At 52.8% G+C, this 19,760-nt stretch carries 17 protein-coding genes; 2 read left to right on the top strand and 15 right to left on the bottom strand.

Translation table 11 applies throughout. The features are described 5' to 3' along the window. Positions 1-17: 17 nt before the first annotated feature. From nuoF to lrhA, 6 genes are all read right to left on the bottom strand, one after another. Positions 18-1,358: an NADH-quinone oxidoreductase subunit NuoF gene (gene nuoF / locus HHI26_RS11075; protein ID WP_133841402.1), complete on the bottom strand. Its 1,341-nt coding sequence runs from the start codon at positions 1,356-1,358 to the stop codon at positions 18-20. Further along, positions 1,355-1,870: an NADH-quinone oxidoreductase subunit NuoE gene (gene nuoE, locus HHI26_RS11070; RefSeq protein WP_133841401.1), complete on the bottom strand. Its 516-nt coding sequence runs from the start codon at positions 1,868-1,870 to the stop codon at positions 1,355-1,357. The genes nuoF and nuoE overlap by 4 nt, the downstream gene beginning before the upstream one ends. 2 nt (positions 1,871-1,872) lie before the next feature. After that, positions 1,873-3,672: an NADH-quinone oxidoreductase subunit C/D gene (gene nuoC, locus HHI26_RS11065; RefSeq protein WP_133841400.1), complete on the bottom strand. Its 1,800-nt coding sequence runs from the start codon at positions 3,670-3,672 to the stop codon at positions 1,873-1,875. Between the two features lie 117 nt (positions 3,673-3,789). Next, positions 3,790-4,464 carry an NADH-quinone oxidoreductase subunit B gene (locus HHI26_RS11060; protein WP_133841399.1) on the bottom strand — a complete coding sequence of 225 codons (675 nt, stop codon included), beginning with the start codon at positions 4,462-4,464 and terminating at the stop codon, positions 3,790-3,792. 15 nt (positions 4,465-4,479) lie between these two features. Further along, the gene (locus HHI26_RS11055) at positions 4,480-4,917 is read right to left on the bottom strand and encodes an NADH-quinone oxidoreductase subunit A (protein WP_133841398.1); all 438 of its coding nucleotides are present in this window, start codon (positions 4,915-4,917) and stop codon (positions 4,480-4,482) included. Between the two features lie 668 nt (positions 4,918-5,585). Beyond that, complete coding sequence (gene lrhA / locus HHI26_RS11050; RefSeq protein ID WP_133841397.1) at positions 5,586-6,512, bottom strand: transcriptional regulator LrhA; 927 nt, start codon at positions 6,510-6,512, stop codon at positions 5,586-5,588. A 1,032-nt stretch (positions 6,513-7,544) separates the two neighbouring features. Here lrhA and HHI26_RS11045 point away from each other — a divergent pair. Beyond that, positions 7,545-8,762 carry a pyridoxal phosphate-dependent aminotransferase gene (locus HHI26_RS11045; RefSeq protein WP_133841396.1) on the top strand — a complete coding sequence of 406 codons (1,218 nt, stop codon included), beginning with the start codon at positions 7,545-7,547 and terminating at the stop codon, positions 8,760-8,762. 60 nt (positions 8,763-8,822) lie between these two features. Continuing rightward, positions 8,823-9,419: a 5'-deoxynucleotidase gene (gene yfbR, locus HHI26_RS11040; RefSeq protein ID WP_133841395.1), complete on the top strand. Its 597-nt coding sequence runs from the start codon at positions 8,823-8,825 to the stop codon at positions 9,417-9,419. 73 nt (positions 9,420-9,492) lie between these two features. On the opposite strand, the gene HHI26_RS11035 is transcribed toward yfbR, so the two are convergent. The 9 genes from HHI26_RS11035 to yfbV all read right to left on the bottom strand — a co-directional run bounded on the left by HHI26_RS11035 (position 9,493) and on the right by yfbV (position 19,456). After that, positions 9,493-10,878 carry a porin family protein gene (locus tag HHI26_RS11035; RefSeq protein ID WP_241008266.1) on the bottom strand — a complete coding sequence of 462 codons (1,386 nt, stop codon included), beginning with the start codon at positions 10,876-10,878 and terminating at the stop codon, positions 9,493-9,495. 181 nt (positions 10,879-11,059) lie between these two features. Next, a complete protein-coding gene (locus HHI26_RS11030) occupies positions 11,060-11,821 on the bottom strand; it encodes a Slam-dependent surface lipoprotein (RefSeq protein ID WP_133841394.1) in 762 nt (253 codons plus the stop codon). 188 nt (positions 11,822-12,009) lie between these two features. Next, the gene (locus HHI26_RS11025; protein ID WP_171149095.1) at positions 12,010-12,864 is read right to left on the bottom strand and encodes an energy transducer TonB; all 855 of its coding nucleotides are present in this window, start codon (positions 12,862-12,864) and stop codon (positions 12,010-12,012) included. A gap of 172 nt (positions 12,865-13,036) precedes the next feature. Beyond that, positions 13,037-15,730 carry a TonB-dependent receptor gene (locus HHI26_RS11020; protein ID WP_133841392.1) on the bottom strand — a complete coding sequence of 898 codons (2,694 nt, stop codon included), beginning with the start codon at positions 15,728-15,730 and terminating at the stop codon, positions 13,037-13,039. A gap of 173 nt (positions 15,731-15,903) precedes the next feature. Next, positions 15,904-16,872, bottom strand: coding sequence for a FecR domain-containing protein (locus HHI26_RS11015; RefSeq protein WP_159336282.1), 969 nt, complete (start codon positions 16,870-16,872; stop codon positions 15,904-15,906). A gap of 83 nt (positions 16,873-16,955) precedes the next feature. After that, a complete protein-coding gene (locus tag HHI26_RS11010) occupies positions 16,956-17,456 on the bottom strand; it encodes an RNA polymerase sigma factor (protein ID WP_133841390.1) in 501 nt (166 codons plus the stop codon). A gap of 257 nt (positions 17,457-17,713) precedes the next feature. Continuing rightward, on the bottom strand, positions 17,714-18,373 hold the full coding sequence (locus tag HHI26_RS11005) for a sugar phosphatase (RefSeq protein ID WP_133841389.1): 660 nt from the start codon (positions 18,371-18,373) through the stop codon (positions 17,714-17,716). Positions 18,374-18,386: 13 nt separating this feature from the next. Then, positions 18,387-18,881 carry a YfbU family protein gene (locus HHI26_RS11000; protein ID WP_133841388.1) on the bottom strand — a complete coding sequence of 165 codons (495 nt, stop codon included), beginning with the start codon at positions 18,879-18,881 and terminating at the stop codon, positions 18,387-18,389. A gap of 122 nt (positions 18,882-19,003) precedes the next feature. Beyond that, positions 19,004-19,456, bottom strand: a complete 453-nt coding sequence (gene yfbV / locus HHI26_RS10995; RefSeq protein ID WP_133841387.1) for a terminus macrodomain insulation protein YfbV — start codon at positions 19,454-19,456, stop codon at positions 19,004-19,006. Between the last annotated feature and the right edge of the window lie 304 nt (positions 19,457-19,760).

Here is a 19,760-nt window from a genome sequence, read left to right as displayed (position 1 = left end):
CGGGCGTTAAACTTTGCTTACCAGCGCGCCTTTAACAGGTTGGGCTGGATGCCGCTAATCGCGTGCGCGTTGCTGAATACCTGGGGTGCCATACCCGCTTCAAACTCTTCGCGGAAATATTTAATGGCACTTTGCAGTGGCTCTACTGCACCAGGCGCATGCGCACAGAAGGTCTTACCCGGGCCAAGCTGGCGGCAGAGTTGCAGCAGGGTTTCAATATCCCCCGGCTGTCCCTGTTTATTTTCCAGCGCGCGCAGAATTTTCACACTCCACGGCAGGCCATCGCGGCATGGCGTACACCAGCCGCAGGATTCACGGGCAAAAAACTCTTCAAGGTTACGCACCAGCGACACCATGTTGATTTCGTGGTCGACGGCCATCGCCAGCGCCGTACCCAGACGACTACCGGCTTTACCAATACTGGCAAATTCCATCGGCAGATCGAGGTGCGACTCGGTCAGGAAGTCCGTACCTGCGCCACCTGGCTGCCAGGCTTTGAACTTCAGGCCATCGCGCATGCCACCGGCATACTCTTCGAGGATCTCGCGCGCGGTGGTGCCAAACGGCAGCTCCCATACGCCCGGGTTCTTCACACGACCGGAAAAGCCCATCATTTTGGTACCGGCATCTTCGCTGGTAGAAATCCCTTTGTACCAGTCAACGCCGTTGGCGATAATGGCCGGTACGTTAGAGAGCGTCTCTACGTTGTTAACGCAGGTCGGCTTGCCCCAGGCACCCGCAGAAGCCGGGAATGGCGGCTTGGAACGCGGATTAGCGCGACGCCCTTCCAGTGAGTTAATCAGTGCGGTCTCTTCGCCGCAGATATAACGCCCCGCGCCGGTATGCACAATCAGCTCAAAGTCAAACCCCGTGCCGAGAATGTTCTTACCCAGCAGACCCGCTTCGGTCGCTTCCGCAATGGCACGGCGCAGGTTAACGGCCGCCTCAATGTACTCACCGCGCAGGAAGATGTAGCCACGGTAGGTTTTCAGTGCAAACGCGCTGATCAGCATGCCTTCCACCAGTTGGTGTGGCATCTGCTCCATCAGCAGACGGTCTTTATAGGTGCCCGGCTCCATTTCATCCGCGTTACACAGCAGGTAACGGATGTTCATGGATTCGTCTTTTGGCATCAGGCTCCACTTCAGACCCGTGGAGAAACCTGCACCGCCACGCCCTTTCAGGCCCGAATCTTTAACCTGACTGACAATCTCTTCCGGCGACAGGGATTTCAGCGCTTTTTCAGCCCCGGCATAACCATTCTTACTGCGGTACTCTTCGAGGAATACCGGCTGTTTGTCTTCACGCATGCGCCAGGTCAGCGGATGCATTTCGGCAGTACGCACGATCTGTCTCATTGATACTGCTCCAGTAAGTTGGCGATACCTTCCGGCGTCAGATGAACGTGGGTATCTTCATCCACCATCATCACCGGCCCTTTGTCGCAGTTGCCGAGACAGCAGGTTGGCAGCAGCGTAAAGCGCCCGTCCGCCGTGGTCTGACCCGGTTTGATATTCAGGCTGCTTTCCAACGCCGACTGAATCCCCTGGAAGCCCGTAATATGACAAACCACGCTATCGCAATAACGGATCACATGGCGGCCCACCGGAGTGCGGAAGATCTGGCTGTAAAACGTTGCCACCCCTTCCACATCACTGGCCGGGATCCCCAACACATCAGCAATGGCGTGGATTGCACCGTCCGGCACCCAGCCACGCTGTTTCTGGACAATTTTCAGCGCTTCAATGGAAGCCGCACGCGCGTCTTCATAGTGGTGCTTTTCATGCTCGATGGCGTCGCGCTCTGCCGCACTCAGCACAAAAGCCCCGGTTTCATCGATCGTTTCGATCGCAATTCTTTGATCGTGCATAATTAGCGGTCCACGTCTGACATAACAAAATCGATACTACCGAGGTATACGATCAAGTCGGATACCAGGCTGCCGTTGATCACCGAAGGGATCTGCTGCAAGTGCGGGAAGCTTGGCGTACGCACGCGGGTGCGGTAGCTCATGGTGCTGCCATCACTGGTGAGGTAGTAACTGTTGATCCCTTTTGTCGCCTCAATCATCTGGAAGGATTCGTTGGCCGGCATAATCGGGCCCCACGACACTTGCAGGAAGTGAGTGATCAGGGTTTCGATATGTTGCAGCGTGCGCTCTTTCGGCGGCGGTGTGGTCAGAGGATGGTCGGCTTTGAACGGGCCTGCTGGCATGTTCTTCAGGCACTGTTCCAGAATGCGCATACTCTGGCGCATCTCTTCCATCTTCAGCATCACACGCGTGTAAGCACAGCTCACGCCGTCTCCGATTGGCACTTCGAAATCGAAGTTTTCATAACCGGAGTACGGGCGCCATTTACGCACGTCAAAGTCCAGCCCCGTACCACGCAGACCAGCACCGGTGGTGCCCCAGGCCAGCGCTTCTTCCATGTTGTAGGCAGAAACACCTTTGGAGCGGGCAATCAGCACGGAGTTTTTCAACGCCGTCTGTTCGTAAGCTTTCAGACGTTTTGGCATCCAGTCGAGGAACTCACGCAGCAAGCGTTCCCAGCCTTTCGGCAGGTCATGCGCCACGCCGCCAATGCGGAACCAGGCCGGATGCATACGGAAACCGGTAATAGCTTCCACTACGTCATAAATTTTCTGGCGATCGGTAAAGGCAAAGAACACCGGAGACATAGCACCGACGTCCTGAATAAACGTAGAGATGTACAGCAGATGGCTGTTTATACGGAACAGCTCTGAAAGCATCACGCGAATCACTTCAACGCGTTCTGGCACCTTGATACCTGCCAGTTTTTCAACCGCCAGTACATAAGGCATTTCATTGACGCAGCCGCCGAGATACTCGATACGGTCAGTGTACGGAATGTAGCTGTGCCAGGACTGGCGTTCGCCCATTTTTTCCGCACCACGATGGTGGTAGCCGATATCCGGCACACAGTCGACGATCTCTTCGCCGTCCAGTTGCAGGATGATACGGAAAGCACCGTGCGCTGATGGGTGGTTCGGACCCAGGTTGAGGAACATGAAGTCCTCATTGTTGGTCGAACGCTTCATGCCCCAGTCTTCTGGTTTGAAGGTCAGGGACTCCATCTCCAGATCCTCTTTCTGCTTGGTCAGCTCGAAAGGATCGAATTCGGTCGCACGCGCCGGATAGTCTTTACGCAACGGGTGCCCTTCCCAGGTCTGCGGCATCATGATGCGCGTCAGGTGTGGGTGGCCCTCGACATTGATACCAAACATCTCCCAGGTTTCACGCTCATACCAGTTGGCATTCGGGAAAATTTTGGTGATGGTTGGCACATTCAAATCGTTTTCAGACAACGCCACCTTGAGCATGATGTCGCGATTGCGTTCAATGGAGATGAAGTGATAGAAAACGGAAAAATCCGCCGCCGGTAATCCGGCACGGTGCGTACGCAGGCGCTCATCCATGCCATGCAGGTCATACAGCATCACATAAGGTTTAGGCAACTTGCGCAGGAACTCAATAATCTCAAGCAACTGCTCACGTTTCACCCAGACTACCGGCACGCCGGTACGGGTTGCTTGCACGGTAAAGGCATCAGGCCCAAAACGATTACGCAGCTCGCCGATCACCGGGTCATCCTGGTGATCTCGGGTTTGCCATAACGGCTGAGCGAGATCTTGCGTGGTTAAATCTGTCATAAGTTGTTCACCATTCTGGCCTGTCAGACAGGCACTCAGTGTTGGCGTCAGGTGGGTCAGCGCGATGACATTGTGTTTTTATTGCGCTTTTCATGACCACATCCATAAACTGCTGTCTTAAATTTCGTCAGGGGTACGCAGATTAGTGACTGCGATACGCTCGGCGTTTTTCCTGTCGCGCTCAGATTGCATATTGGCGCGATAAACGCCCTGATCGCTGACCACCCACGACAGCGGGCGACGTTCTTTTCCGATGGACTCCTGCAGCAGCAGCAGCGCCTGCATATACGCTTCAGGGCGCGGTGGGCAGCCTGGAATATACACGTCAACTGGCAGGAATTTATCCACGCCCTGTACTACGGAATAGATGTCGTACATGCCACCGGAGTTGGCACAGGCACCCATTGAGATCACCCATTTCGGTTCCAGCATCTGGTCATACAGGCGCTGAACAACCGGAGCCATCTTGGTGAAGCAGGTTCCTGCAACCACCATAAAGTCTGCCTGGCGCGGCGAAGCACGGATAACTTCAGAACCAAAGCGCGCAACGTCATGCACCGACGTAAACGACGTGGTCATTTCGACATAGCAACAGGAAAGACCGAAGTTAAACGGCCAAAGGGAGTTCTTGCGACCCCAGTTCACCATGTCGTGCATGGCATGTTCCAGCTTGCCCATGTAGACGTTTTGATGAACGTGCTTTTCCAGGGGATCGGTCACGATCTCCTGTTTTTGCAGTGGGTAACGGTCATTCTCACCGTTCGGGTCTATGCGGGTGAGCGTATAGTCCATGTTAATGCCTCGCTGTTACTGCTTGTGACGGTTGGCGTGCGAGATGGTGGTAGGTTTGACGTCAAACTGACGACGGGCAGGAGCCCAATCCAGTGCGCCAATGCGAACCAGATAAAACAGACCAGCAAGCAGAACCAAAATGAAAATGGCGGCTTCGACAAAGCCGACCCATCCGCTTTCGCGAATAGCCGTCGACCATGCGTAGAGATAGAGGGCTTCAACGTCGAAGATGACGAAGAACATGGCAACCAGGTAGAACTTGGCAGACAGACGCAGTTTGGCGCTGCCTACAGAGGCGATACCGGATTCAAAAGGTGTATTTGTATGCCTTCCACGGGCTTTTCCGCCCAAAAACCATGCTCCGGCCAACATCAGGCAGCAGAGACCAATCGAGACGATCAGGAAAACAGCGAATGCCCAGTGATGGGCGACGACTTCTGTGGTTGTTGACATACTCTTGCTTACTCACCAAAAGTGGCGTTTTGCGTCCTGCTCTATTATTTGGCAGTTAACACACCACATCGATTCAAGGGAAGAATGAAAAACCTTATAAATTTTACCGTCTTTAGCGATTAGGCAGTAATTTTATGTGGTTTTTTACTCCTTTAACTGACCTTTTGTCAACTTTGACAAAACTATCCGCACATTATTTTACACTCACAACATTTATTTAACACATGATGCTCAAAAAATGGGCTAAATCGAGTCAGTGACATCATGTGATCAAAGTGTAGCGGTTAAAACCTTGTTTGGATCGTGTATTTAACAAGGCCTATTTTGGCAGGATTCGTCCTCTTTTCCTGCCCCTTAATGGGGTTATTTTTTTGATCCAGAACACAGTTTGGTGTTTTTAGTGATAAAAACGGTCGGTTTTTTTACTGCCGAATCAATTCACTGATCGGACCAGATGGCTCAGAAAGAGGAAAAAAATCGTCGTTCAACGAATAGGTGAATTTTTGACACCGCAGTGTTAATTGACGTCAAAAAAAGAAGGGTTTCACTCGACTAAAAGGTAAAAAAAAGGCCTTTCAGATTAAAAATACGCTGAAAGGCCTTTTTTACTCAGTAAAACTTAAATTCATCAATGTTTAATGATAAAAGTAATCGTTTGCGTTTACTGGTTATTCTTCTTCATCGGCAAAAGCTGCGCTGTCTGGCGCTGCAGGGGTCAGGCGGTAGGGATCATTGCCGGACTCCATTGCGTTGAAGATTGCCAGCGCCAGTTCGTTATCGCTGTCCGGGTTACGGCACAGCAAATACTCGGTGTCTGGCAACATTGGCAGCCCTTCAGCAGCCCCCATTACGCGTAATTCCGGGCTCATCATCTCAACCGGACGAGCTGTGACACCCAGGCCCGCTTTCACCGCAGCACGGACCGCAGCAAGTGTTGAGGCAACGTACGAGATACGCCACGGAATGCCCGCTTCGTTAAGATGGTCAATGGCCATGTCACGGTATGGGCTTGGCTCATCCAGCAGAACCAAAGGAATGGCTTCTCCACGCTGGAAGATGTAATCCGCTGCGCAGTACCACAATGTTGGAGACGTACGCAGAACCTGCCAGGCGAAGTTCATCGGGCTGGAGGTCGTCACCACCAGATCAACTTCACCCTGGTTTAACATTTCCATCATGAAGGGATTGCGTTTCACACGGACATCGATAGCCAGTTTCGGGTAAACCGATGTCACGCGGTTGAGCAGAAACGGTAAAATGGTATCAGAAGTATCATCAGATGCGCCGATGGTCAGTACGCCCTGAATGTTGCTGTACATCAGAGAAGTACAGGCTTCATCGTTGAAGCGCAGGATTTTTCTGGCGTAGCCCAGTAACTGAATACCATGTTCCGTTAATAACTTGTTGCGTCCATGCCTGGCAAACAGCTCTTTGCCTACCAATTGTTCCAGACGCTGCATCTGCTGGCTTACGGCTGACTGCGTTCTGCACACCGCTGCTGCAGCGGCAGCAAAGGTGTTCAAATCAGCAACAGCAACGAAGGTTCTCAGCAGATCGAGGTCAAGATTAAGTATTGGACGATTTGCACTAGTCATGTTTTTTTCTTCACTTTATAAGTTTTTTACAAACAGCTACCCTGGTGTTATTACCTTTTTTATCAATGGGATAAAATGATAACAATTGCATAATGGCTACAGTGTTTAGCAATAAAAAAAATTACCCGATGCATTACTTTCATTGGCAGACGAATAAGTAGTTTTTACTCTGGTAATTTTGACCAATGGTGAATGGCAAGATCGCAGAGAAAAGGTTCTTCCGTCTGATACATCACTAATGCACGCTGCACTAACCCATAAGTTGCAGGAAGCCGCGTCGTTATAGTTAAGTAACGCCGACAAAACTCAAAAAGAGACGAGTTGCGGTGTCGTTAGTCTAAAACAACCCTTGAAAATTAAGTTACCAACACGCTGTAGAAACAGCGAAAAATGTTAAGCAGTACTTATTGTTTAGGGTAATAAAAATCTTTTTTTTATTACCGGAAGAACCTGCACACCCGGTGCAAAGTCTCCTGAAGGTTATCCTGACATACTGTCGTTTACTTTTTAAGCCCAAAACTGATTATTCTTATCACTAAAGTAAGATTTTATTGGCAACAGCCCGCAGCACAGGCCCTGACACTACAAACTTTATTATTCCCACAGCACGATTATCACACTCGGTCGAGGCAGCATGCGGATCAGCCCTCAATGGTCAATCTTCACGCAAAGCCCCCTTTGTACAAAAAACATACCGACAAATAAGCGTGACTTGACTGTTTCATGTATCATCAGTACATCAATATTTACTAAATAATTTAATAATCACGTTGAAAAAGTATGACGGATAGGACAATACGCTGAGATTTTAAAACATCTGAATAGTTGTTCACATCGGATTACACTCAGATAACAGCATGAAATGTCATAAAACAGCGATCCAGTGTGCACGCCTGCCATCTGAATGAAAAAACATCCTTTAACACACCAAAGCCTGTTGCCACCCTTCAAAAGGAACCAGGAGAAGAGTACATTGTGCAATGTTTAGTTTTCCACGGCAGGAATGCCCTTCTGCCAGTCAAGGCGACAGAGATGACCCCAATTGATAAATCCAGCAAACTGGATAATGTGTGTTACGACATTCGCGGCCCGGTATTAAAAGAAGCCAAGCGCCTCGAAGAAGAAGGAAATAAAGTCCTCAAGCTGAACATCGGTAACCCTGCCCCGTTCGGTTTTGAAGCCCCGGATGAAATTCTGGTCGATGTCATCCGTAACCTGCCAAGCGCACAGGGTTATTGCGACTCAAAAGGCCTCTATTCCGCCCGTAAAGCGATCATGCAGCATTATCAGGCGCGCGGCGTGCGTGATATGACAGTAGAAGACATCTATATCGGTAACGGTGTGTCTGAACTGATTGTGCAATCCATGCAGGCGCTGCTGAACAGCGGCGACGAAATGCTGGTGCCCGCGCCGGATTATCCGTTGTGGACGGCGGCCGTATCGCTCTCTGGCGGCAAAGCGGTTCACTACCTGTGTGATGAGTCTGCAGGATGGTTCCCGGACCTGGATGATATCCGCAGCAAAATTACACCGCGTACTCGCGGCATTGTGATTATTAACCCGAACAACCCGACCGGTGCCGTCTACAGCAAAGAACTGCTGTTGGAAGTGGTCGAACTGGCGCGTCAGCATAACCTGATTATTTTTGCCGACGAGATCTACGACAAAATTCTTTATGACGCCGCACAGCATCACTCTATTGCCGCCCTGGCACCGGATCTGTTGACCATTACCTTTAACGGTCTGTCAAAAACCTACCGTGTGGCGGGCTTCCGTCAGGGCTGGATGGTGCTGAACGGGCCGAAAAAACATGCGAAAGGCTATATTGAAGGGCTGGAAATGCTGGCCTCAATGCGCCTGTGCGCTAACGTCCCTGCGCAACATGCGATTCAGACGGCGCTGGGGGGATATCAGAGTATTAGCGAATTTATCCAGCCTGGCGGCCGTCTGTATGAACAGCGCAACCGTGCCTGGGAGTTGATCAATGAAATCCCGGGAGTCAGCTGCGTGAAGCCGGATGGCGCGCTGTATATGTTCCCGAAAATCGACAGTAAGAAGTTCAACATCCACGATGACCAGAAAATGGTGCTCGACTTCCTGCTACAAGAAAAAGTGCTGCTGGTGCAGGGTACTGCGTTTAACTGGCCGTGGCCGGATCACGTTCGTATCGTCACCCTGCCGCGCGTGGATGAGCTGGATATGGCGATTAACAAGTTTGGTCGCTTCCTCAGCGGCTATCGCCAGCTGTAATGTTCCCCCCAAAGAGCGGCTAAGGCCGCTCTTCGCATTTTGACGTAAGGGAAAATGACCATGACTCAAAGCCACTTCTTTGCCCACCTCTCCCGCCTGAAACTGATCAACCGCTGGCCGCTGATGCGTAATGTGCGTACCGAAAATGTCTCGGAGCACAGCTTACAGGTGGCAATGGTCGCCCATGCTCTGGCCCTGATCAAAAATAAGAAATTTAATGGCAATCTCAACGCTGAACGTATCGCAATGATGGCGATTTATCACGATGCCAGCGAAGTGCTGACCGGCGATCTGCCCACACCGGTGAAGTATTACAACGCGCAGATTGCCCATGAGTACAAAAAGATAGAGAAGATTGCCCAGCAAAAGCTGATTGAAATGCTGCCGGAAGAGCTGCGTTCCGCCTATGCACCGCTGATCGATGAACATCAGCACAGCGAAGCGGAGACGGCCATCGTCAAGCAGGCTGATGCTCTCTGTGCCTATCTGAAATGCCTGGAAGAATTATCAGCGGGTAATAATGAGTTTCTGCTGGCAAAAGCGCGGCTTGAGAAGACGCTGACGCAGCGCCACAGCCCGGAAATGGACTATTTCGTCGAAGTCTTCGTGCCGAGCTTCAGCCTGTCGCTGGACGAAATCAGCCAGGACTCGTTGTAATCCTCCCGGGCGCGGCATGCCACGCCCAGCTGCACGGATATTTCCCAGGGGTCAGGCATGCCTGACCCGGCGGTCAAAACGCATACTCCAGTTTCAGACTCACGTCATTACGATCATAGCTGTACAACCAGTCGACGTTACTCTTCACCTTGTTATGCCGCACGGTCAGCAGTGGAACAAACCCCGCGACCTTCCAGTCAACCGCCTTCAGCACCAGCGTATAATTCTGCTCTTTGTCGCGACGACGCATCTCAAGAAGCGGACTGTACATGCCGTAATCACGCTGCCGATACGCGCTAAATACGGTCGCCTGGAACCCGGCAGGTAACTCAACAGAAGCGCCCAGACGAACGCCCTTCTGCTGATAGGCATTGACCTTATCTTCCGCCGTACTGTCGACAAAATCGATACCGCCAAACAACGTCACCCCTGCCCCAACCTCACGATAAAAGGTGGTGTAAGTTGAGGTTTGCCCGCCATCAAAATTTTGCGCATACAGCTGCTGCCGAAAGCGCATCGCTTTATAGTCGCTCTCAATTTTCAGCAACGAGGCGCTGCCCGCCAGATAGCTCCACTCTGCGTGCGCACCCCAGGCACCGTAAAAGGCGTCATTGCCCAGATCGTAATACTCAAACGTGGGTGCAACAGCAATCTGATGGCGTCCCTTGCGATAGCTGTAACCCGCCTGAGTACTGAAGGTCGTTTCGTTGTAGTCGCCGTGGGTGCGGTACTGAGTACCAAACAGCTGTGAACGAATATACAAGCCATGATGCTGCCAGATGGGAATACGCCGCTGCACGCTGGCGTCAAAGCTGATGCCAGTGGTACTGATCGCCTTCGGCAAGGTGCGCTCGTAATAACACTGACCACTGATCGACAGCAGGCAGGTCTGGCTGGCAGAGGTCCGGTTAACGTTATCCGTCCATTCGGGACCAAAAGCGAAAGCCCCGGTCCAGGCCTGACGTTGTTCCAGTGCATCACGGAACAGGCCAATCGACTTGCGGACGCCCGCCGTTTTTGGGTCGCTGGCATCAATACTCTCCAGCGTCTCGGTGAAGGTATTCTCCGCCTCGCGCTCCTGACCATCTTCAAACAGCGTGCGGGCCAGCTCAAGCCGGGCTGGCAGGAAACCGGGCTGCCTGTTCAGCAGAGCGGTAAATTCAGCAACAGACTGCGAAAAATCACCCCGTTTGCGCGCCAGCAATCCCTGTGCGTAGTGCACCAGCAGCGGGTCACGGTCGGCAAAGGTCAGATAGTCATTGAGAAAACGTTGCGCTTCCGGCCACTGCTGCGATTGCAGCGACAGATAGAGCGCCTGCCCCACGGCCGGGGAGCTGTGCTCTACCTGCCAGGTTTGTCCATCAATCGTAATTGTACTGCCCGCCGGGGCGGTGGTTTCACTCTGCAACAGATCGCGTTCGCGGTCTGCCGCCTGGCGCTGCACGTTCATCTCAAGCATGCGGCGAGTATCTTCACGCTCCTGAGCATGAGCGACTGTGAGCGTACAAAAAAAGGGTATAGCGATTCGTAAGGCACGGATACCCATCAGCCTGCTCATCCGCATAACGTTCCCCGAATAAAAAAAGCAGGGATCCGATAAAGGATCCCTGCTGAGGAGCAACCCTCAGGCTGCCGGTAGATTAGTTTTTAGTACCACCAAAGGCAGTATCTTTATTACGGTCTGAGAATTTAACCAGACCGGCTACAGCAGAAGCGCCGGTACCGTAGAACTGACCATTCAGAGCACCACCGGTACCGCTAACGCTGGTTACCGCTACGTTGCTTGCCGCCAGTTTCACATCGGAAGCAGAAGTGGTAATGGTGCCGCCGGTGAAGGCGATATCACCGGTAGAACTGGCCGTTTTGGTGCTGAAGTTAGCAGTCAGCGTACTGGATGGCAGGGCTGCTGTCGCAGAGGTGCCACGGTTGATGGATTTCACCGCATAGGTCACTGGACCAGTGGTTGGCAGCGTGGTGGCAACATTCCCATTGTTCCCTACGTAAAATGCGGTATGAGTGCCATTAACTTTGCTACCGACAGCCGTCCCTTCTGCATCCCACTCACCGAACCACACATCCTGGGTTCCCACCTTGGCAAATGACCAGACCCCCAGGCCACCATGACCAGGAACGCCGATAGCCGTCAGTTGTTTACCGGAGAATTTGTAGCCATCGTTCCCACTGTTTTTGAACATCGGTAACGTGAAATGGCTGAAAGCCGTGATGGCACTGTTTAACTGCCCGCTCACTCCCGCCCCTGCAACAGCAGGCGTCGTCGTTCCAGCCTGACCAATAAGCAGGTTACTGCTGGCACTGGTCCCCCCGACAATGACCGCTGCCTGTGCCACACCTGTTGTCGCCAAAATTGCCAAAGCCAGAACCACTTTATTCTTTGCAAACATTGGAACTCTCCTTAAAAAGATGATTTACAACGGTTAACTGCAAATTTAGAGCCGCCCTTACGTGTTACACCAGCGGCTCCGGTCAAAAAAATTAAATACAAATCACAATGATATGTATTTGTATTTACATATAAGAGCGTAGTTACCCCGGAAAAAGCGGAATATCCCCCTGGTAACTGCCTCACGCGCTACGAACGCGGGAAGAACTGAATCTGTGCGGTAAGTCGTTTCGGTTCACCATCTGGCGGTGCCGGTACCGGTGAAGCACGGCGTAACAGAGACAACACTTCATTATCCAGTGCACTAAAACCCACGCCCTTTCTGAGTGCTACCGTCTGTACATTTCCCTGACCATCAAGGGTAAATTCGACGGTCGCCACCCCCTGCTGTCCGCGATCCTGTGCCGCCTGCGGATAGCGTTTGCGCTTCTCCAGATGGGCCATCACTTTGCTCATCCAGGTCGCCCGCTGTTGGGGTGACAGCGCGTTGCTGGCGACGGTCTGGCGGGCGGCGTTACGTAATGCCTGCTGCGCCTGTACCTGTGCCTGAACGCTCTGGGCTGATGCAGCTTGCTCGCGTTGCTGCTCTTGTTGCTGTTTTTGCTGTTTTTGCTGACGCTGCCTTTTCTGCTGCGCCTTGCGTTGTTCATCTTTTTTACTTTTCGATGCCCGGGCGGCTGACTGGGTCATCACCGTTTTTTCCACGACAGGCAGCGGTTTTTCTGGGTCCTTCAATGATGGCTGCGGCTGTGCTTGCGCGGGTGCCGCTGCGCCATCGCTCTGCGCTTCTTCTTTGTTCTGCGCCTGACTGGCCTGGGCATCCACCTTTTCCGTGGTGATATTGTTCTGCTGCGTCTGTACAGCCTGCGCCGTATCGGCGATTTCAATCATAATGGCTGCGGGAGGGGCATCGTCAGCAGCAACCGGCGGTGGCGTCCACATCCACCAGACTGCCAGACCGCCATGTAGTGCCAGCGCCAGCAGACCACCCGTTAACCACAGCGGAGAATCTTGCTGACTTTCCGGCCCGAGTACGCCTTGCATACCACCCCCAACCTGTTTTTATTCTTTCACCCCTCTCGGGTTGATTGCCTGGCATCTTGCTTCTTACTAATAAAACGAACGGCGCGGCTTTTTTTTCTCAGTGAAGACAACGTTTTTTGATTTAAATGAAAAAAAGAAAACGGGCGGGGTTTCCCCCGCCCGCAAAAGGCTATCAGAACTTCATCGTCACACTACCGCGCAGTGTCCTGCCTGGACCGGCCTGCGGTGAGATACTCATCGCCTCGACATAATAACGGTCGGTCAGGTTATCAACGGTCAAATCAAACGTCGTATTCCTGTTCAGCTTATAACTGGCGTACAGGTCAACCAGCGCATACGGACGCCAGCGAGAAGGCTGAATTGAGCCGACACCCAGTGACTGTGTGGTTTTCTCACTGCCATCACCAATTCCCTCGGTGTAGCGGCTGCCGATCCAGTTAACACGTGAACCCACGGTCAGCTTGTCATCGAGGAAACGGCTTCCCAGATTCACCGTCACCGTATCTTTCGGCGGTACCTGTTGAAGCGCGAAGCTGTTGTAAATCCCCCCGGCTGCACACTCGGTATATTCAGGATTAATACTGCCCGGCACCGCGCAGAACATCACATGGGTATAGTGGTTCCAGCCCACACTGCCGAACACTTTGCCGGTGTCATACTCAGCGGAAACTTCAAAACCGCGCATCTCGGCTGACTTCAGGTTAATGCGTCCCAGCGCATACCAGGTGAACCACGGTGTCTCCATAGGGACATTGGAACGGGTAATGTAATTATCAACCTGGTTATCAAAATACGCCGCATGCAGGCGCAGTTTGTCTTCTTTCATCAGTACGCCATCGCGCAGAATGTTAATTCCGGCCTCATAGCTGCGTGCCTGTTCCGGTTTCACGGCGTTATCCGCCACCGGCACGCCAAATGACGGGCTGGTCAGTGACTCAAAGATACTGGGGTTGCGCATGACATTGCTGTACTTCACATAAGGTTTCACACCTTCAAACGGCTCAACCGTTGCACTGATAATCCGTGACCAGCCTTTATCGGTACGCTCATACGGTGTTTCCAGGGTTGGCGCCTCATCCAGGGTTTTATAGTGCTGATAGCGCACATGGCCGTTCAGTGTCAGCCATTCCTGCGGTTTCCATTCCAGTGTGGTAAAGGCATTACTCTCGCGGCGATTACCCTCGCGCGGTTGTGGCATGACCACCGAAAGATCATCGACAAATGTAACACCCCTCGGTGTGCCAACATCTTCACGTGTATAACCTCCGCCCAGCTCAACGCTGACATCCCCGACAGGCGTGGTGAACAGTGAGGTATTCGATGCGGTGGCACCCCAGCGATCCGCACCGACCAGCATAGCGGTAGAGGTCAGAGTGCCCAGCGTTTCATTGTAGCTGGTGGCATTAGCACGGTTATCCACCTGATTGTAAAACGTGTTCACTTTGAGGTTAATCAGATCGGTATCATCGGGCTGCCACTGATAACGCGCAGTCCAGGTATCTAGCGTGATATTACTCAGCCGTCCCTGATAGAAAGAGGGGGTGATAAAATACGTCGATCCCAGCTGATAGCCGTAGTCACTGATGTATTTTGAATATCCCAGTTCCAGCGTCTGGTTATTCACCATCTTCAGCTTGCCTTTCAGCAGCCAGGATTCGTTATCCAGCGAGGTATTCAGCACCTGCTCACCGCCACGGTAAGGTCCAATGCCGCCGTTGACTAAGGTGTTATTACCATAGAGATCCACTTTGGTCGTCACCCGGGGCTGGCCGCCACCGTGCTTACCCGCGTAGTAGTTACCGTTGTAGCGCCGGGCATAGGCAGCTACACCGTCAAAATAGTCGCTCGTCCCTGCCACCGCAATACTTCCGGAACCGCCCGTTGCCTCCAGTAACCCCGGACGCCGGGTGTCATTCTTATAATACATCTGGTCATAAGTCGGACTATCGCCAGCATAGCCGAACGATTTTTTCATGCCCGCACGGGTACCTTCCGCAGGAACATGACCACTGTTGCTGTTAAAGCCGCCCTTAATACGTACCCCCAGACTTTCGCCCGGCAGCAAAATATCCTGTACACCGATGGTACTGACGCGCACCACCCCACCGATGGCACCAGTGGCATCGGCACCCATGCTGGCACCCTTTTCAATCTCGACGGAACCAATAAAATCCGGGTCAATATAGGTACGTGAGTTCGATCCATTATATCCCTGATAAATGCTGGTCTCCTGGCTGGATCCATCGACAATAACCGGTGCTCGTCCCTGTCCCTGCATACCACGTATGTTCACATCCAGCGCCCCTGAGTTGCGGGCATCACCATTCAGCACACCGGGTACACCAGAGAGGAAGTCGCCTACCGAGGTGCCGCGAAAACGCTCCACCTGTTCGCCAGAGAGATACGCTCTGGAACCGGCACTTTCATAGGGTGCGTCCGCTGGCGTTCCACCTGCTTTAGCGGTCACGGTAATGGTGCCCAGCATCAGGGCATCATCGTCGGCATTGGATGCTGAAGCCGTATTCAGTGTGACCGTGTTGCCGCTGAAGTTTGCCTGTAGCCCACTGCCCTGCAACAACCGGTTCAACGCGGCGTCAGACGTGGTGGTGGTGGAGATACCCGGAGATGTCTTCCCGGCCGCCATTTCTGGTGGATAACTGATCTGCATACCGGACTGGCGGCCAAACGCGGCCAGCGCGCCGGACAGTGAACCGGCCGGGATGCTGAATGAAATTTGCTGTGCGGCTTCTGCGTGTGCACTGTGAGACAGCACCACCAGCGGCAACGAAAGTGAACCTAAAAGCGTTGCGCTTAACAGTCGGGTACCGACACGACGTGCAAGGCGAACTTCAACTGACGAAATCATAAATCCCCTCGGCAAAAATATTGTTATTTTGTAAGCGGCCGATGATGCAGGTGACAGCCAGCACGCTCTGTCAGATACAACGAATGGGAATGACAATTTTTCTCATTAAGATGTTTTTTTTACAAAACTATTTTGGGGGAGAATGAAAACGTAGGGAGGAAGGTCTTTTTCGGTCAGATCGTGGCGATTACCGTCAGCCACGGACTCAGTTCATGCACTTTGCCACCACGAGGCTGCACCGCAGCCTGCAAGGCGCTCAAGGGGTCACTCAGATTATAGACACCGCTAATACGCTGATGACCAAGGCGGCTGCTGGCCATCACCACCTTGCCCGGCTGCCAGCGCGCAATGCGTGCGACCACTGATGATAATGTTTCGCCGTCCACCACCAGCGTACCGTCCTGCCAGGCACCGGCGGCATCAGCAGAATGATGACCATGTTCAATCAACTGACTGTGCAGATCCAGGGTCAGCCAGTCACCGGCACCCAGCTGCGGACTGACCGGGTCACTGTTACCCGCGATAAGCACTTCAGCACTGCCGCGCCCGACGCTGACATTCAGCAGCGAACTCTCCTGGCTCAAATCGAAAGCACTGTCGAAAGTACTGACCTGCATATCACGCGCCACCGCGCGAAAAGTACGCATGTCGTCAGCGGCAACATCAATCCACGCCATCCCGGAGAGCAGCTCAATACGGCGTTCCTGCGGGGTAAAATGATAACGAACGGCACTGTCCGGTCCCAGCGCGATAGCGGTTCCGTCCTCCAGCCGCAGATGTTTCACTTCTGCGGTCGCCGTCACGTTGTCAGCACGAAGGTTAAGCAGCAGTTGGGGTCCCGCCACTGCCAACAGAGCCCCCGCAGCAGCAACTGCAGTTGCCCCCAGCAGAAAACGACGACGGGATAATCCCGGTCGGGAAGGAAGGGGCACAACGGTGGAGGGGGAAACATGCAGCAAATCGCCGGACAGGCTGTGAATATGCATCGCCTCGCGCCAGGCCGCTTCATGGGCAGGGCCACGCGCGCGCCAGACCTGAATCAGATCGCGCACCTGCGGGGTATCCTTGCCAGCCTGCAACATGATGATCAGGTCGAAGGCTTCTTCAAACAGTTTATCGTCCTGCGACATGTTTCCAGTCATCTGAGCAAATCCGGTTCGCTGGCGCGTCGGCAAAAAGAGCATTCATACTGTAATGGATAAGAGATGCGTTTGCTTATTTTAGTTCATTGCTTATGCGCATCGTTCAATTTCACGCGCAGATGAAGGTAGGCGCGTTGAATCAGTTTCCAGCAGTGGGAAATAGAAATATCCAGCTCCTCTGCCACCTCGTTAATCGTCATCTCCCCTAAACGATACAGGCGGAAAGCCTGCTGAGTTTGTAACGGCAGCTCATGCAGCGCATCGTTCAGTATTTGCAGATCCTGACGCGCACCAAAGGTCCGTTCCGGCCCGGAGAGCGGGTCAGCAATGGCATAGAAGTCCTCTTCCGGCATCTCTTCTATGGTGACAATCTGCTGGCGGCGATAGAGGTCAACCGAGAGGTTACGTGCCACCCGGTGCAGCCACGCACGCGGGTTATCATCCTTTTGCGGTGCCGAACTGAGGATGCGCAGGAAAGTATCCTGGGTCAGATCGGCGGCCACATCAGGCCCGTGCCCGCGTTTCTGAAGAAACTGCTGGATCTCGTGCGCGTGCTTCTGGAAGAGCAATTTGAGGTTCAGCATAGCGCCACCCCGGGAGCCGGAAGTTTAAAGCGAGCACAAGCAACGTTAATGCACACCATAAAAAAGTACCCTGGAGAGGACCAGCACGCGGTTGCGCGGGTCGCTATTTGTTCGTTTTAGGTAAGAATATAGAAAAAAATATAAAAATGATAATGATTCTTATTAACATTAAAATTGGTGTGACATTTATGTTGTGTTTTTTACCACGGGGAACCAGGGGGAAATAAAAAGCCCCGCGAGAGCAGGGCTGAAAGGAATTAATGTTTACGGTGAATATTAACGCTGCCATCAGCATTTTTATGGATGATAAGCTCATCCAGCGAGGTGAGTACCATATCCACATCTTCCAGACGGGGTGCATCAACGGGCACGTTCACGGCAATCACATGGCAGCCTGCGCTCAGTCCGGAGAGAATGCCCGCTGCGGCATCTTCTACCACCACACACTCTTCCGGCTCCAGGTCCAGCAGCTGTGCACCCAGTAAATAGGCATCAGGTTCAGGTTTACCGCGCTCGACACGTTCTGCGGTAACAAACGCGGCAGGAGCTGGCAGCCCTGCCGCCGCATGACGGGCGCTGGCCACAGGCACAGAACCGGAGGTCACGATGGCCCAGGGGATGTCCATTTCATCAAGCTGCGCCAGCAACGCTAGCGCACCCGGCAACGCCACAATCCCGTCCGTGTCTTCGGCTTCCATTTTTTCCAGGGCGATAAACTCCTGCTGAATGGCGTCTGCTGACGCCCCGGCCATAAAATGGCGCAGTGAGGTAATAGCCTGCTTACCGTGGATGAAACCAAGCACTTCGTCCGGGTCAATCCCGTGGCGCTTACCCCAGTTTTTCCAGGCACGTTCAACGACCGTAAGTGAGTCGACTAACGTGCCATCCAGATCAAACAGAAAACCTTTACACTTCACTGCATCTTCCTTCTCAGGCGTTGATAACTTGCGCGATCTCATTCGCACTCAGATGGTACTGTCGGGGACAATTGTGCCACACAGCCAGCATCCGTTGATACTTTTCCCACATCGGCACCTGAGCATTAAACTCGTGGTTGCCCGCGGAAAAATGACCGTAACGCCCTTCCACATTCACCAGAAAGCGCACGTAGCCGAGGTAACGCCCTTCTGTGGCGGCATCAAAACCCAGGAATACCAGGCGACGCGCTTCAACCCCCTGAGGCTCTTTCAGATTAGTCCAGGAAACATGCAGCGCGTGATACATCTCCATCATCGCGACCAGCGTGCGGCATTCCGCTTCCGGCAGCTGGCTGAATTCATTATCCAGCTCGCGCAGTTGCAGGCCGTAACCGCGTTCGACAATAGTCTGATAGCGACGATGACGCGCCGCATTATCGGGATCGAGCATCGCCATTAACTGGTATTGATTGGAAAGAATTAAACGCTGTGCGTGGGTCATATCCATTTGGGGCTCCTCGGCCACGGGGGGCAATCTGAAAGTTGCACAAGGATCGCATAGCGAGGGGAAAGGCTTCTTTGACGCAAAGCGGGTTTACCTTCACTTCAGTGAGGAAAACCCGCCTGCATTTAGAGGTCATCAAGGAACGTTTTATCCAGCTGCTTGAACGCCCGTTTCAGAACATCAGCCAGTGACTGATACGTGGGCTTGCCTTCAACCGGGGTCATCGCCTGGCCGGCGGCTTGCAGTTTCTCACGCACATCGTGGAACCAGCCCAGCAAAGAAGGAGGCAACGGCGTGACCGAACGTCTTCCCAGCCACCACAGCCCCTGCATTGGCAGGCTACAGGCAAAGAGCGCGGTGGCCACGGCCGGGCCAAGTTGCCCGCCGAGGGCAATTTGCCAGGTCAGGCTGAAAACAGCGACGGGAGGCATAATGCGGATAGCAAACCGCGTGGCGCGCGTCACTCTGTTTTCTGGAAACATAGGTGCAAGGCGTTTATCGACAGGCCACGTCTTCATATAGTGCTGCCCATGCTGGAACAGCTTAAACCAACCGACACTGCCGGACTCATTCGCCATGTCTGACCTCAACTTCAGAGATAAATATTAAAAAAAAACTGTAACTCACCAACTTTACCTAACATGATTCAAAATATTTTGTCTTTGCGAGTGACCCTGGTTATCCTGTGCGCGATTTATTCCCATCATATCGGGTACGGGCAGTGGATAACGAGCAATCCGGGTCAACAATCGACCAACTTATAAAAATAACAGACAAGATTTAAAAAAATCTCGTAATATTTCCAAAAAATTTGCTTTCGGACAAAACTTTTCGAAAGCCTGACCTTCATCATTAATGTACCAGCTTTCATGCACTACGCTG

The organism is Erwinia sp. JH02 (genome assembly GCF_013074405.1).
GTDB lineage: Bacteria > Pseudomonadota > Gammaproteobacteria > Enterobacterales > Enterobacteriaceae > Erwinia > Erwinia rhapontici.
The sequence above is the reverse complement of the archived record's forward strand: the minus strand, read 5'-3'. Positions and strand labels throughout refer to the sequence as shown.